Source organism: Caulobacter sp. AVps18, assembly GCF_058681425.1.
Map to the genome: position 1 here is coordinate 1,877,739 of NZ_CM178737.1, position 13,611 is coordinate 1,891,349.

Genomic DNA, 13,611 nt, shown 5'->3' on the forward strand with positions numbered 1-13,611 from the left:
CCTTGGCGACAGGAAACACATCAGGGGTTTAACGACGCTAAAAAGGCGGCGCGGCGCGGACGCGACACTTTGTCTCGCATAACGGCGTTTGAAACAACGCCGCAGCCTGTACCCTGCGCCGTCAAACCACCAGCATCACCTTGCCCACATGCTCGCCCGCCTCCAGGTGGGCGTGGGCCTTGGCCGCGTCTTCCAGCGGGAAGGTGGCGTCCACGACCGGCGTAAGCTTGCCCGCCGCGATCCAGGGCCAGACGAGGCGCTCGATCTCCCCGGCCAGCCGGGCCTTCTCGTCGGCCGAGCGTGGACGCAGGGTCGAGCCGGTGATCGTGGCGCGCTTCTGCATGATGGCCATCACCGGCACGTCCAGCACTGGCCCGGCCAGGGCGGCGATATAGACGATGCGGCCACCCGTCTTGAGCGCGTTGAGGTTCTTGTCGAAATAGGCCGCCCCGACCATGTCGAGCACCACGTCGACGCCGCCGGCCGCCTTGGCGATCTCGGCGAAGTCCTCGGTCTTGGTGTCGACGGCGATGTCGGCACCCAGCGCAAGGGCCGTGGCCTTCTTGTCGGCACCGCGCCCGGTGGCGATGACCGTGGCGCCGGCCGCCTTGGCCATGGCGATGGCCGTTGTTCCGATTCCGGACGTTCCGCCATGCACCAGCAGGGTCTCGCCGGCCTTCAGCGCCCCATGCTCGAACACATTGGCGAAGACGGTGAACACCGTCTCGGGCAGGGCGGCGGCGTGGACCATGTCGAAGCCCTCGGGCACGGGCAGGGCGTGGCGGGCATCGACGACGGCATATTGCGCATAGCCGCCGCCGCCCAGCAGGGCGCAGACCTTGTCGCCGAGGGTCCAGCGCCCGGCACCCTCACCAAGGGCCACCACCTCGCCCGCGACCTCCAGGCCCAAAGTGACCGGCGCGCCGGGGGGCGGGGGGTAGAAACCCATCCGCTGGAGCAGATCGGGACGGTTCACGCCGGCGGCGGCCACCTTGATCAGGATCTGGCCCTGACCCGGAACGGGACGCTCAAGCTCGGTTGCAACCAGGGCGTCGGCCCCGCCCTTGCCGCCTTCGACGGCGATCGCGGTCATCATGTCCGACATGGTCCTGCTCCCTGAAGTCTTGCCTTGGGCCCTTGGTAGGCGTCAGATGATCGGAGGAAAAGGGTCGTTCGTACGCCAGAGGGAGGCCAGCCCATGCTTGAGGAACCTGTCGAGCCCCGTGCTTTCAGCGGTCAGGCGCTGAATGAGACGACGCATGAGGACCTTGATGTCTATGGGGTCGCCGAACTGGAAGTGCGGATTGAGGCCCTGCAGGCCGAGATCAACCGCACCCGGGCCCACCTGGACAAGAAGCGGGCCGGGCGTGACGCGGCCAATGCGCTGTTTGGTCGCCTCGACTAGGAATTCATTTACCTTAGTCAGGATCTAAGGCGTCAGGCTGCCTTGTTTCCGCGTGTTTGGATCGAAGGGGGCGGGTCGCGAAACGGGACGGATTGTCTTGGCATGAGGGTTGCAAGCTCCATCGCCAGGCGAGACGTTCTCGCGGCCTTTCGAAGGGGCATTGAGTACCTATGACCGATCTGAACGCATCCGCGGCGGCCCCTTGGCGCGCGGGGGTCATCCAGGACTTCGCGAAATCCGAGCTGTTCGACCGCACGTTCGAAGAGGGCATGCAGCTGGTCGAGGAGACCGCCGGCTATCTGGACGGCGCGGGCCGCCATGACAGCAAGATCCTCTCGCGCAACGCCGCCCTGGCCTACGCCACCGAAAGCATGCGCCTGACCACCCGCCTGATGCAGGTGGCCTCGTGGCTGCTGGTGCAACGGGCGGTCAAGGAAGGCGAGATGGCCGCCGAGGCCGCCTGCGCCGAAAGCTATCGCCTGTCCGAAGAGGGCGCCGGCGCCGTCGCGGCGGTCGAGGAACTGCCCTACGGCCTGGTCAATCTGCTGCAGCGCTCTGAGCGGCTGTACGAGCGGGTGCGCCACCTGGACAAGCGCATGTATGTCGAGCTCGCCACCGAAGAGGCCCCGCGCCCGGTGCAGGCCCAGTTCGACCGTTTGACGGCGGCGTTCGGGGGGTAACGAACCCCATCGACGCCAACAAAAAGCCCGCCATCTCAAAGCGAGATGGCGGGCTTTTTGTTGTCCAGAATAGCGGACACAGAAAAAGCCGGCCCGCGAGAGCGGAGCCGGCTTTTCGTCGCCCTTGCGGCGAGAAGTGCTTACTTCTTGGTGAAGCCCGCGAACTTGGCGTTGAAGCGCGAGACGCGGCCGCCACGGTCCAGCATGTGGGCGTTGCCGCCGGTCCAGGCGGGGTGAACGCGCGGGTCGATGTCCAGGGCCAGCACAGCGCCTTCTTTCCCGTAGGTCGAACGGGTCGGATAGCTGGTGCCGTCGGTCATGGTGACGGTGATGAAGTGATAGTCGGGGTGAATGTCTTGTTTCATCGGGCGGTCCAACCGACTGGCGGTGTGAAAGTTGGTGAGCGGACGCCCTTGCGGGTGGCCCTCGAAGAGGCGCGGCTATAAAGAACGCACGCGATTTTGGCAAGGGACAGTTGATGACCGACGTGAACGGCGGGGAGATTTCGGTCGAGGGACGCCCCGGCGCCGGGGCGGAACTGGTCCAGGGCATGGCCGAGGCCGCCGCCCGCAGGCCCCGCCGCAAGGACGTGCGGCCCCTGGCCCATCTGCTGCCTTTCGTGCGTGCGCATGTGGGCGACGCCCTGGCCGCCGGCTTCTTCCTGCTGTTCTCCACCGGAGCCACGCTGGGCCTGACGGCGGCGTTCAAGGGCGTGATCGACAAGGGTTTCGCGGCCGGCGCCGCCTCGGCCGTCAACAGCGCCTTCATCGGCCTGGGGGCTGTGGCCCTGGTGCTGGCGGTGGCGACCTCGCTGCGATTCTTCTTCGTCACCCGGCTGGGCGAGCGGGTCGTGGCCGATCTGCGCCGCAAGCTCTATGGCCATACCCTGACCCTTGATCCGGCCTATTTCCTGAAAACCCGCACCGGCGAGGTGCTGTCGCGCCTGACCACCGACGTGACCATTGTCGAGACCCTGGTCGGCTCGTCGGCCTCCATCGCCCTGCGCAACAGCCTCAGCCTGCTGGGCGGCCTGGGCTATATGGCCGTGGTCAGCCCCAAGCTGGCGGGGTTCATCGTGCTGATGGTGCCGGTGGTGCTGGCCCCGATGTTCCTGATCGGCCGCAAGGTGCGCAAGCTGTCGGTGACCGCCCAGGACCGCTTCGCCGACGCCGTGGGCTATGCCGGCGAGAGCCTCGATGCGCTCGATACCGTGCAGGCCTTCGGGCGTGAGGCAAGCTCGACCGGCCGGTTCGGAGCCGCCGTCGAGACGGCCTATCAGGCCTCGATCAAGCGGGTCGGCGCGCGGGCCGGCATGACGGCCGTGGTCATCGTCCTGGCCTTCGGCGGGATCACCCTGCTGCTGTGGACCGGCGCGCATCTGGTGCTGTCGGGCGAGATGACCGCCGGCACCCTGGCCCAGTTCGCCCTGCTGGCGATCATGACGGCCGGCTCGATCGGCGCCCTGGGCGAGGTCTGGGGCGACGTGCAGAAGGCCGCCGGGGCGATGGAGCGCATCTCTGACCTGCTCAACTCGCGACCCGGCATCGCCGCGCCGGAAAAGCCCGCGACCCTACCCGTCCCGGCCTCGGGGGCCATCACCTTCAAGGACGTGGTGTTCGCCTATCCCGGTCGCCCCGACCTGCCGGCCCTCAACGGCTTTGACCTGACCGTCAGGCCCGGCGAGACCGTGGCCCTGGTCGGACCCTCAGGTGCGGGCAAGAGCACCGTCCTGCGGCTGCTGCTACGCTTCTATGACCCGCAGGAGGGCGTCATCCGCCTCGACGGCGTGGATCTGCGCGACGCCGACCCGGCCGAGGTGCGGGCCCGCATGGCCCTGGTGGCCCAGGACTCGCCGCTGTTCTCGGGCACGGCGATGGACAATATCCGCTTCGGCCGCGAGGACGCCACCGAGGACGAGGCCCGCGACGCCGCCGAGGCGGCCCAGGCCACGGGCTTCCTCACCGCCCTGCCGCAGGGCTTCGACACCCCGGTGGGCGAGCGCGCCAAGACCCTGTCGGGCGGCCAGCGCCAGCGCCTGGCCATCGCCCGGGCCCTGGTGCGCCAGGCCCCGATCCTGCTGCTGGACGAGGCCACCAGCGCCCTGGACGCCGAGAACGAGCGCCTGGTCCAGCAGGCCCTGCACGCGGCCATGAGCGGCCGCACCACCCTGGTCATCGCCCACCGCCTGGCCACCGTGCTCAAGGCCGACCGCATCGTGGTCATGGAAAACGGCCGCGTGGTCGAGCAGGGCACCCACACCGAGCTTTCGGCGCGCGGTGGGCTCTATTCACGCCTGGCGCGGCTGCAGTTCGGGGTGGAGGCGGCTTAAATCCTCCCCCTGAAGGGGGAGGCGGCCGAAGGCCGGAGGGGGAAGTCGGCAATGACTCGGCCGAGACTTCCCCCTCCGTCGGCTTCGCCGACACCTCCCCCTTTTGGGGGAGGATCTTACTTCGCCAGATCCGCAGGCGTCGTCGGCTCGCTGATCACCGCCGCCATCGCCTTCCAGCGGGCATCCTGGGTCTTGCCCGCCCGCTCGACATGGGCGCGGACCATGTCCTGGCCGATATTGTAGTTGATCACATAGCTCCGGTTGATCTCGATGAAGCTCAGGCGCTTTTCGGCGCGAGCGACGGAGTTGAGGCCGTATTTGGCCAGGGCCGCGACGGCGGCCTGTTTGTCCATCTTCCCCGACAGATAGGCGTCGGCGATGGTGTTTTCGCTGCTCGCCAGATCGGCCTTGGCGGTCATCAGGGCGTCGTAGGCGTCGGCGGTCGCTGGATCCAGGCCCGCCAGCGGATAGAGATTCTCGCGCTCGAACTTGACCTTCTCCGCCCCGGGGAAGGCCAGGCCGATCCCGTAATTGGCCGAGCCCTCGGCGATCAGCGACTGCGGCGAGAACAGCGGATAGACCGAGAATTCGACCCAGCCCTTGCCCTTGGTCAGCTTCTCTTCCAGCAGGGCGTTGAGCACGTGGTGGCCAGGATAGCCCTCGTGGCAGCCCAGATCGACGGCGCGGCTGATCGGCACAGGCAGGTCGGTATTGATCTCGATCAGGCTGTGGGCCCCGCCCTTGTACCAGTTGTAGCCGCTCCACGGCTTGCCGGTGACGAAGGCCAGGTCGAACTTCTCGCCGGGCGGCAGGGGGATAAAGACCGCCGTGCGCGCCTTGCACGCGGCGATGGCGGCCTTCATCACCGGCTCCAGCCGGTCGGCGGGGATCGTGTATTTCGCCTGGAAGGCGTCGATGCGGGCGGTCAGATCGCCCTGGCCGGGGACCAGCTTGTCGATGCGGGCCAGGATCGGGTCATAGCTCGAAAGCGGCTTGAGCGGCGGGCGCACGCCAAACAGGCCCTCGGCCTCTTCCTGGAAGCTGAACTTCGTGCCTTCCAGCATGGCCAGGCGCGTTTCGGCAGCTTTCAGCTGGCCCAGCAAGAAGGCCTTGCGGCGGCGCTCGTCGGGCGACAGGGCGGTATCGGGGATGGCCTTGGTGGCGGCGGTCAGGCGGATGGCCTCCGCCTTCAGGGCCGGCACGGCGCGGGGCGCGGCCTTGGCGGCCTCAGCCCAGGCCTTGGGGCCATAATAGGCGTCGACATAGCCGGGCTCGCGCTCGCCGGCCTCCAGCGTCAGGGCGACAAACTCTTTGGCGATGGCGTCCAGCTTGCCCGGTTCAGCGGCCAGGGCGGGCGCGGCGGCACCCAGCAGGAGAGCGGCGGTCAGGCCGGCCAGACGGATGATCATGAAGCGCCTCGATACCAGAACGAGGCGGCACTGTTCACATCTGCAAGCCCGGCCGCAAGAGGCCTCAGCGCGCCGCGACTGCCAGGGCGGGGAAGTCGCTGAACACGCCGTCCACCCCGGCGGCATAGAGAGCCTTCAGTACGGTTTCACAGTCGCCGTGGCGGGCCAGGAAATCGGCGGCCGCTGGATCGCCGCGACGCAGGGTCTCGGGCAGGAAGTAGTTTTCGGCCCGCACCGTCCAGGGGTGCACCTGCAGGCCGGCGGCATGGGCGTCGCCGACGAGGCGGGTCGGGGCGCCCAGGGTCTTGCCGTCGGTGGGCACCACCAGCCGCCAGTTGGGCCCCAGGCCGTCGGCATAGGCGGCCACGGCCTTCAAGCCCTCGGCGGTCAGCAGGTCGGCATATTTGACGCCTGGCAGGTCGGGCGGGCCGCCCTCGGCATCGGCCAGCAGCACCAGCCTGGCCCGCGTCTGCGGCCGCAGGGTTTTCAGCGGCGTGACCTCGAAGCATTGCACGAACACCGGAGCGGTGGCCGAGTTGAGGTCATTGCGCTTCAGGGCGTCCAGCACGCGGCCTTCGACGGGCAGGCCGATGGAAGCGAAATAGCTCGGGTGCTTCATCTCCGGATAGACGCCGATGGTCCGGCCGGTGCGCTGGGTGGCAGCCTTGGCGATGGCGACCACCTCGTCGAAGGTCAGGATCTGGGCCTGACCGTCAAAGGCGGCGCTGGCCGGGCGCAGCTGCGGCAGCCGCTCGCGGGCCCGCAGGGTCTTGATCTCGGCCAGGGTGAAGTCTTCGGTGAACCAGCCGGTGACGCTCTCGCCGTCGATGGTCTTGGTCGCCTTGCGGGCGGCGAATTCGGGGCGGGCGGCCACATCGGTGGTGCCGCCGATCTCATTCTCGTGCCGGGCCACCAGGTGGCCGTCCTTGGTCGGCACCAGATCGGGCTCGATATAGTCGCAGCCCTGCTCGATGCCGCGCTCATAGGCCAGGGCCGTATGCTCGGGCCGCTCGCCGCTGCACCCGCGATGGGCGATCACGATGGGCTTTTTGCCCCCGGCACGGGCGAGGCCGGGCAGGAAGGTCCCGGCAAGGGCGGCGGTGGTCAGGGCGCGACGGGTCAGAAGAGTCATGAGCGGAATTTAGCGCCCGGATGTGACGGTTTGGCGAGGGGCTTTTGCCTAACCCCGCACCTTCGCCGCGTCGGCCAGCCAGAGTTCGAGATTGGTCCAGCCCGAGCCGTCCTTGGCCAGGGCCGCGCCGTCGGGCTTGGCGGGGTTGAAGCCCCTGCTGCGTTCCCAGGCGTCGGGCATGCCGTCGCCGTCGGTGTCGGGCGCTGCCTTGCCGGGGGCCAGGACGGGCCAGGCGCCGACCTGCTGCTCGGTGTCGATGATCTTGCCGGTGCGGGTCTTCACGCCCGCAACCACTCGCAGGTCGACGGCGTCGCGGCTGACCGAGGCCCCGGCCTCGGCCAGGATGCGCGCGGCGGCGCTGGCGGCCGGATCGGGGGTGACGGGGGCGATGTCGATCGGCTCGGCCTGCCGCCAGCCTTCGACCTGGACGCCGTTGGTCAGGCTCCAAGGATCGGCCGGGATCTCGCCGTTCAGGCTGTTGCCGGCGAAGAAGGCCTTGGCCAGGCTGTTGCTCTCGTTGAAGGCGATCAGCTTCTTGGTGTCGGGGCCGCTGACATAGGCGTTGTCGACGAAGTTGTAGGCCACCAGGGCGGCCTTGTCGGCGTCATAGCCCGCATGGCTGCCGCCCCAGTTATAGAAGAGGTTGGAGCGAAACTCGATGAAGGCCCCGACAGGGTCCTTGTCCGGCCCCTCATAGTTGCCGGGTCGCGGCATGCGGGCCACGTGGTTGGCCCACAGATTGTGGTGGAAGGTGATTTTCGAGCCGCGCCCGCCGCGCACCAGGCTGCCATAGCCGTGGTCGCCCTTGGCGTGGATCGACTTGGCCAGGCTTTCGCTGATGATCGACCACTGCACGGTCAGGTCATAGAAGCCGTTTTCCGGCGGGTCGAAGCGGGCCGAGGCCGACAGGGTCTCGTCCACCGACCAGCTGGCCGAGACGTGGTCGAGGATGATGCGGCGGCCTTTCGCCACCCAGATCGCGTCGCCCTCGGTCTTGCTCTCAGCGCCCAGGCGCGAGCGGATGAAGCGGATCACGACGTCGTCGGCCGAAACGATCAGGGTCTGGTCGCGCAGGGTGATGCCGCCGCCCGGCGCGGTCTGGCCGGCGAGGGTGATGCGGCCTTCGGAGATCTTCAGCGGCGTCTTCAGCTGGATGGTTCCGGCCACGTCAAACACCACGGTGCGCGGGCCCTTGGCCTCGACGGCGGCGCGCAGGCTGCCGGGGCCGGCGTCGTCGAGGTTGGTCACCCGCAGCACCGCCCCGCCGCGTCCGCCCAGGCTGAAGCGACCGGCACCTTCTGCGCCGGGGAAGGCGACGATTTCCCGGGGCGCGGCGAGGGATGGCGCGGAGGCGCAGGCCGAAAGGCTCAGCGCCAGAACGGCAAGACTGGCGGCGCGGCGCGGGTGGCGCATGGTTTCATCCCCGGGAGCGGCGGCGTCTGGCTGCGCGCCTTCTATAGTGAGGGCTTGAAAATGCCGTTGCCTCGGCGCTTTGTCCACCGGTGTCATTGCGCCCGTACGCCACCGTTGGCGGTCTGCGCCGCGCTGGACTCGCCCCGCCCCACCTGCTACACGCCGCGCCTCGCTCAAGGACTCTGTCCCTGGGCGTGCTCGTCGTTATGGCGGGTTCAAATCCGTGGAAGGGACGCCAAGCCCGCACCACGGCCAACCACTGAAGGCCGTTAGCTCGGTTTTCTTGAGAGGATACAATGGCTAAAAAGATCCTGGGCTATATCAAGCTCCAGGTGAAGGCCGGCTCTGCCACGCCTTCGCCCCCCATCGGCCCCGCACTGGGCCAGCGCGGCGTCAACATCATGGGCTTCTGTAAGGAGTTCAACGCGCGCACCGAGAACGTCGAAAAGGGCACCCCCCTGCCGACCGTGATCACCGTGTACCAAGACAAGTCGTTCACCTTCGTCACCAAGACGCCCCCGGCGACGCACTATCTGAAGCAGATCACCGGCCTGAAGTCCGGCGCCAAGCTGACCGGTCGCGAGACCGTTGGCGAAGTGACCCGCACCCAGCTGCGCGAGATCGCTGAAAAGAAGATGAAGGACCTGAACGCCAACGATCTCGAGGCTGCGGCCAAGATCATCGAAGGCTCCGCCAAGGCCATGGGCCTGAAGATCGTGGAGGCCTAAGACCATGGCCAAGCAACCCAAGCGCATCCAGGCCTGGACCGGCGACCGTGACGCCGTTCACACCGCCGCCGCCGCCATCGCCCTGGTCAAGGCCAACGCCAAGGCCAAGTTCGACGAGTCCATCGAGATCTCGGTGAACCTCGGCGTCGATCCGCGCCACGCCGACCAGCAGGTCCGCGGCGTCGTCAACCTGCCGTCGGGCACCGGCCGCGACGTTCGCGTCGCCGTCTTCGCCAAGGACGCCAAGGCTGCCGAAGCCCTCGCGGCCGGCGCCGAGCACGTCGGTGCCGAAGACCTGTACGAAAAGATCGCCGGCGGCTTCATGGACTTCGACCGCGTCATCGCGTCGCCGGACATGATGGCCCTGGTCGGTCGCCTCGGTAAGGTGCTGGGCCCGCGCGGCCTGATGCCGAACCCGAAGGTCGGCACCGTGACCCCGAACGTCGGTCAGGCCGTGAAGGACGCCAAGGGCGGCGCCGTCGAGTTCCGCGTCGAAAAGGCCGGTATCGTTCACGCCGGCATCGGCAAGGTCTCGTTCACCGACGAAGCCCTGCTGATCAACGTCAAGGCGATGATCGAAGCGCTGAACCGCTCCAAGCCCTCGGGCGCCAAGGGCATCTATGTGAAGCGCATCGGCCTGTCCTCGACGATGGGCCCGGGCTTCAAGGTCGACACCTCGTCGGTCGCCTAAGCCTTTCGAGCTTTTGATTACGCGAACGGGCGCTGGAGTGATCCAGCGCCCGTTTTGCGTTCGGGGACGGGCTTTGGCGAGGGGCCGCCGGATGATAGGGTTTCGCTGTCCATTGCTTGTCGAGGCGCCGCCCATGGCTCTGCATATCGCCAATCCAGAGGTATGCGCCTTGGTGAAGCTCTTCGCTCAAGAGCGTGGCGTTACCCTGAGCCAGGCCGTGAAGATCGCGGTCAAGGAAGCGTTGGCGCGTGAAGCCGCCGGACAGCTGTCGGCGGGCGCGGAAGAATCGCCGGGTGAACAACCCGCGTGATGGCTGATCCCCTGTTAGACGTCGCCGTGATCGGCGGCGGGCCGGCCGGGCTGATGGCCGCCGAGGTGCTCAGCGCCGCCGGGCGGTCGGTGAGCGTGTTCGAGAAGATGCCGACCTTCGGGCGCAAGTTCCTGATGGCCGGGCGCGGGGGGCTGAACCTCACCCACTCGGAAGACTTCGCACGGTTCGCGGGCCGCTATGGCGCGGCGTCCCCGGCCCTGGCCCCGATGCTTGAGGCCTTCACCCCGGCCGACCTGCGGGCCTGGGCCGATGGCCTGGGGGCTGAGACCTTCGTCGGGGCCAGCGGCCGGGTGTTTCCCAAGGTGATGAAGGCCTCGCCCCTGCTGCGGGCCTGGCTGGCGCGGCTGGAGGGGCAGGGCGTCTCCTTGCGTACCCGGACCGAGTGGCGAGGCTGGACGGGGGAGGGCGCGCTGGCGTTCGCGACCCCCGACGGGATGGATACGGCGCGCCCGCGCTTGACCATCCTGGCGCTCGGCGGCGCCAGCTGGGCGCGGCTGGGGTCGGACGGGGCCTGGGCGCCTTTGCTGGCCGCGCGAGGCGCGGGCGTCACGCCGTTCCAGGCCGCCAACTGCGGCTTCGACGTGGACTGGAGCCCGGTGTTTCGCGACCGCTTCGCCGGCGAGCCGCTGAAGAATGTCGCCCTGCGGCTGGGTGAAGCCACCTCACGCGGCGATGCCATGGTCGCGCGCTACGGGCTGGAGGGCGGGGCGGTCTATGCCCTGGGCGCGGCCCCGCGTGAGGCCATCGGGCGTGAGGGGCGGGCGGTGGTGCAGGTCGACTTGCGGCCCGACCTGTCGGTCGAGACCCTGACGGCGCGACTGGCCCGGCCGCGCGCGGGCCAGTCGCTGGCTAATTTTCTGCGCAAGGCCGCGAACCTGTCGCCGGTCGAGGTCAATCTGCTGCGCGAGGCCCATGGTCTGGACCTGCCGGCCGAACCGGCCGCCCTGGCCGCCGCGATCAAGGCCGCGCCGGTCACGCTGACGGGCGTCCAGCCCCTGGACCGGGCCATCTCGTCGGCCGGTGGCCTGACGTTGGAGTCGCTGGACGGGCTGGCGCTGAAAGCAGCGCCGGATATCCTCGTGGCCGGCGAGATGCTGGACTGGGAGGCCCCCACCGGCGGCTACCTGCTGCAGGCCTGTTTCGCCACCGGCGTGGCGGCGGCCCGGCAGGCCCTGGCGAAACTGGAGCAGGAGGAACGACATGGCCGATGACAAGGTGAAGGGGCCGGCGTCCTATTTCCCGTCGATTGAAAAGACCTATGGCCGCCCGATCGCCGACTGGCAGGCCGTGGTCCGCGCAGCCTATCCGGCCCGGCACATGGACCTGGTGGCGATGCTCAAGACCGACCACGGCCTGGGGCATGGTCATGCCAATGCGGTGGTGGCCCATACGCTGGCAGAAGATGGCCTGAAGTAGGTTCAGGTTGGGTGGTCGGCGGTCCAAATAGAGGGCAGTAGGCGAGATGGGTGGGCCGTAACTCCAAACTCGCAGCAACCCTGGAAAGCATATTGCATTTAGCATAATGCTAGAATATTGTTACCCAATAGGTCGGTCTGGAGATCCAAGATGGCAATCTTTTCAACGATGCGTGAAATCAAGGCAGCAATCGAAGGCTCGCCGCGGAACAGCTATATCGCTGAGCTGCACCTACAGGTAATTAAGCACTCAGAGGTGCTCAATAACATAACCGGTCGAGAGTTTTGTGAAGTGCTTGAGATCGGTCCTGCGTTTGGGACTGAGTTCTCGAAAATGAAGAAAATCGCTCCCAGGCTGATCGCTGCGGGACTAGACGTATCAAAGATATGAAGCGAGTATGGGGGGCGCAATATTTATTGTTATAGATCATGTAAGTGGTCAATTGGGTCCATGCTTCACGCTTTTCTTGTCCGCGTGTCTCATGCCTCAACACTGAGATATTGAGCGGGCCGTGTCCGCATTTGTTCGATATTGTTAACATATCAATCCACACCCTTCCTAAAGGTAGCACGTGTAAAGTCGGCACCATGGAAGCCGCACCGCACGTTCAAAGCGACCCCATCGTCGTTTCCCACCTGTTTCCAAACTCCATGCGCCTGATTTTTGGCGGGGTTGGTGTCGTCGGTACGATCATCCTTCTGGTCGAACTGGGCCCGGCCCTCTGGCCGCCGACGTTTCTGACCCTGTTCTTTGGCTTCATCATGCTGGGCGGGCTGTCGGTCACCCTGGCCTTTGCAGCGGGCTCTGCGCTGGCCCCCGACCAGACCTGGGAGATCCGCCCCGGGCATCTGACCATCACCTATCAACTGTTCAGCCAGGCCTCGGTCAAAACCTATGGGCTGGAGGATCTGGACGGGAGCGAGGTGGTCGAGAACGAGGAATACGAGTCCAATAGAAAGACCTATCAGCTGGTATGTTGCCTGCCGCCCGGCGGAACTGTCCAAACGGGCCTCGAAAGCACGCCCTTCCTGATGGGTCTTCTGGCGGTCCTGCGAGACCCGCTCGCCAGCCTGCGCGGGACCAACCCTGTCGACAACCGTCTGAGATCACCCAGCTTCAGTGAGCGCGCCGATGCCGAGAAAGCCCTCGCGCTGCTCCTGACCCGCTAGGGCGGCGGTCCGGCGGAAATAGCCCGTCTGCTGTTTGACGTTAAAGGGTGTGTCCTTGTTTCCGTCTTGTGGCAGCCCGGTTTAAAGTCGTAGCCCAGGATCGACAGGTGCCGCTTGCTCATCAACTTTATCCTCGCTGCGGCTACTTTGCTGCCGGCCGATGGCCCGTTGCAAACGCGGCTCGCCGATCCGCTACCCGCCAGCGCCTATGAGATGAGCGGCGAGCAGGCGCTGAATCGCGCCTATGCCTGGCATAAAATCTCGCTCTGCCCCCTGCAGAGCGTCACCAACCCGAGCGTCGTGCGCGTCCAGGACGTTCTGTGCGTCTCGGGGCCGCTGAACCCCAAGATGGAAGACCTGGTCGGCGCTGACACCCTCACCGGCGTTGAGGCTGTGGTCGTGACTTCGGGAGGGGGCTACTGGATCTCTGCTTTCCACATTGGCGAGCGGTTGCGCGCATCTGGTGTGACACTGATCACCTATCGGACATGCCTATCTGCTTGTACTTCGCTGCTGGTGCCTCTCGCCCAGAAGAAGATCGTCTTTGACTTCACGCAATTGGGCTTTCACGGCGGCATACCGACCCCGGAAGAGTCGGTGGCGTTGCACCCAGAATTTTCCCCTGAACGTAAGGCGACGATGCAGGAGAACCTGCGGCTCATTCGGACAGGCTTGCGGAAATATGGGATCGATCCCGAAATTGGTGCCGATGTTCCAGACGAATACCAGTTGTCGGCGGCGACCGGATCCTACGTGATGTGGATGCCGAAGCGGGAGCTCTATGAGTCCTGGGGGGTAAGCGGGATTCTCTATTACGCACCCACCGGCCGGCCGGAATGACTGCGAGGCCGGCCCGCTCAAGGCGAATCCATCGGGTCAGGTAATACGCCCGGTAAACCAGGAGACGC

At 66.8% G+C, this 13,611-nt stretch carries 16 protein-coding genes and 1 pseudogene; 12 read left to right on the forward strand and 5 right to left on the reverse strand.

Features of this window, described 5'->3' with window-relative positions:
• Positions 1-121: 121 nt before the first annotated feature.
• Complete coding sequence (locus ACW179_RS08895; protein ID WP_492063935.1) at positions 122-1,105, reverse strand: NAD(P)H-quinone oxidoreductase; 984 nt, start codon at positions 1,103-1,105, stop codon at positions 122-124.
• Between the two features lie 93 nt (positions 1,106-1,198).
• Between ACW179_RS08895 and ACW179_RS08900 the strand changes: the two genes are divergently transcribed.
• A complete protein-coding gene (locus ACW179_RS08900; RefSeq protein WP_492063937.1) occupies positions 1,199-1,405 on the forward strand; it encodes a DUF1192 domain-containing protein in 207 nt (68 codons plus the stop codon).
• 170 nt (positions 1,406-1,575) lie between these two features.
• On the forward strand, positions 1,576-2,085 hold the full coding sequence (gene rcdA, locus ACW179_RS08905) for a protease adaptor protein RcdA (protein WP_492063938.1): 510 nt from the start codon (positions 1,576-1,578) through the stop codon (positions 2,083-2,085).
• A gap of 140 nt (positions 2,086-2,225) precedes the next feature.
• Here the strand turns inward: rcdA and rpmE are convergent, their stop codons facing one another.
• Complete coding sequence (gene rpmE / locus ACW179_RS08910) at positions 2,226-2,450, reverse strand: 50S ribosomal protein L31 (protein ID WP_421739259.1); 225 nt, start codon at positions 2,448-2,450, stop codon at positions 2,226-2,228.
• Positions 2,451-2,560: 110 nt separating this feature from the next.
• Between rpmE and ACW179_RS08915 the strand changes: the two genes are divergently transcribed.
• Positions 2,561-4,414: an ABC transporter transmembrane domain-containing protein gene (locus ACW179_RS08915; RefSeq protein WP_492063939.1), complete on the forward strand. Its 1,854-nt coding sequence runs from the start codon at positions 2,561-2,563 to the stop codon at positions 4,412-4,414.
• A pseudogene (locus ACW179_RS08920) lies at positions 4,414-4,530 on the forward strand (hypothetical protein); the annotation flags it as partial. The gene ACW179_RS08915 and the pseudogene ACW179_RS08920, both read left to right, overlap by 1 nt.
• Here ACW179_RS08920 and ACW179_RS08925 read toward each other — a convergent pair.
• The 3 genes from ACW179_RS08925 to ACW179_RS08935 form a co-directional block, all read right to left on the reverse strand.
• On the reverse strand, positions 4,531-5,823 hold the full coding sequence (locus tag ACW179_RS08925; protein ID WP_492063940.1) for a hypothetical protein: 1,293 nt from the start codon (positions 5,821-5,823) through the stop codon (positions 4,531-4,533).
• Between the two features lie 64 nt (positions 5,824-5,887).
• On the reverse strand, positions 5,888-6,955 hold the full coding sequence (locus ACW179_RS08930; RefSeq protein ID WP_492063941.1) for a glycerophosphodiester phosphodiesterase: 1,068 nt from the start codon (positions 6,953-6,955) through the stop codon (positions 5,888-5,890).
• Positions 6,956-7,003: 48 nt separating this feature from the next.
• Positions 7,004-8,368: a pectate lyase family protein gene (locus ACW179_RS08935; RefSeq protein WP_492063942.1), complete on the reverse strand. Its 1,365-nt coding sequence runs from the start codon at positions 8,366-8,368 to the stop codon at positions 7,004-7,006.
• 296 nt (positions 8,369-8,664) lie between these two features.
• Here ACW179_RS08935 and rplK point away from each other — a divergent pair, with 296 nt between their 5' ends.
• The 8 genes from rplK (at position 8,665) to ACW179_RS08975 (ending at position 13,543) form a co-directional block, all read left to right on the forward strand.
• Positions 8,665-9,096, forward strand: coding sequence for a 50S ribosomal protein L11 (gene rplK / locus ACW179_RS08940; RefSeq protein ID WP_007661528.1), 432 nt, complete (start codon positions 8,665-8,667; stop codon positions 9,094-9,096).
• A 4-nt stretch (positions 9,097-9,100) separates the two neighbouring features.
• Entirely contained in the window at positions 9,101-9,787 is a 687-nt protein-coding gene (gene rplA, locus ACW179_RS08945; protein WP_492063944.1) for a 50S ribosomal protein L1, read from the forward strand.
• Positions 9,788-9,920: 133 nt separating this feature from the next.
• On the forward strand, positions 9,921-10,097 hold the full coding sequence (locus ACW179_RS08950; RefSeq protein WP_492063945.1) for a type II toxin-antitoxin system VapB family antitoxin: 177 nt from the start codon (positions 9,921-9,923) through the stop codon (positions 10,095-10,097).
• Entirely contained in the window at positions 10,097-11,329 is a 1,233-nt protein-coding gene (locus ACW179_RS08955; protein WP_492063946.1) for a TIGR03862 family flavoprotein, read from the forward strand. The genes ACW179_RS08950 and ACW179_RS08955 overlap by 1 nt, the downstream gene beginning before the upstream one ends.
• A complete protein-coding gene (locus ACW179_RS08960) occupies positions 11,319-11,534 on the forward strand; it encodes a DUF4287 domain-containing protein (protein ID WP_492063947.1) in 216 nt (71 codons plus the stop codon). The genes ACW179_RS08955 and ACW179_RS08960 overlap by 11 nt, the downstream gene beginning before the upstream one ends.
• 150 nt (positions 11,535-11,684) lie before the next feature.
• On the forward strand, positions 11,685-11,924 hold the full coding sequence (locus tag ACW179_RS08965; RefSeq protein ID WP_492063948.1) for an HTH-like domain-containing protein: 240 nt from the start codon (positions 11,685-11,687) through the stop codon (positions 11,922-11,924).
• 197 nt (positions 11,925-12,121) lie between these two features.
• Positions 12,122-12,703, forward strand: coding sequence for a hypothetical protein (locus ACW179_RS08970; RefSeq protein ID WP_492063949.1), 582 nt, complete (start codon positions 12,122-12,124; stop codon positions 12,701-12,703).
• Positions 12,704-12,817: 114 nt separating this feature from the next.
• Positions 12,818-13,543 (forward strand): hypothetical protein, encoded by a 726-nt coding sequence (locus ACW179_RS08975; protein ID WP_492063950.1) that lies wholly within the window; start codon positions 12,818-12,820, stop codon positions 13,541-13,543.
• The last annotated feature ends 68 nt before the right edge of the window (positions 13,544-13,611 follow it).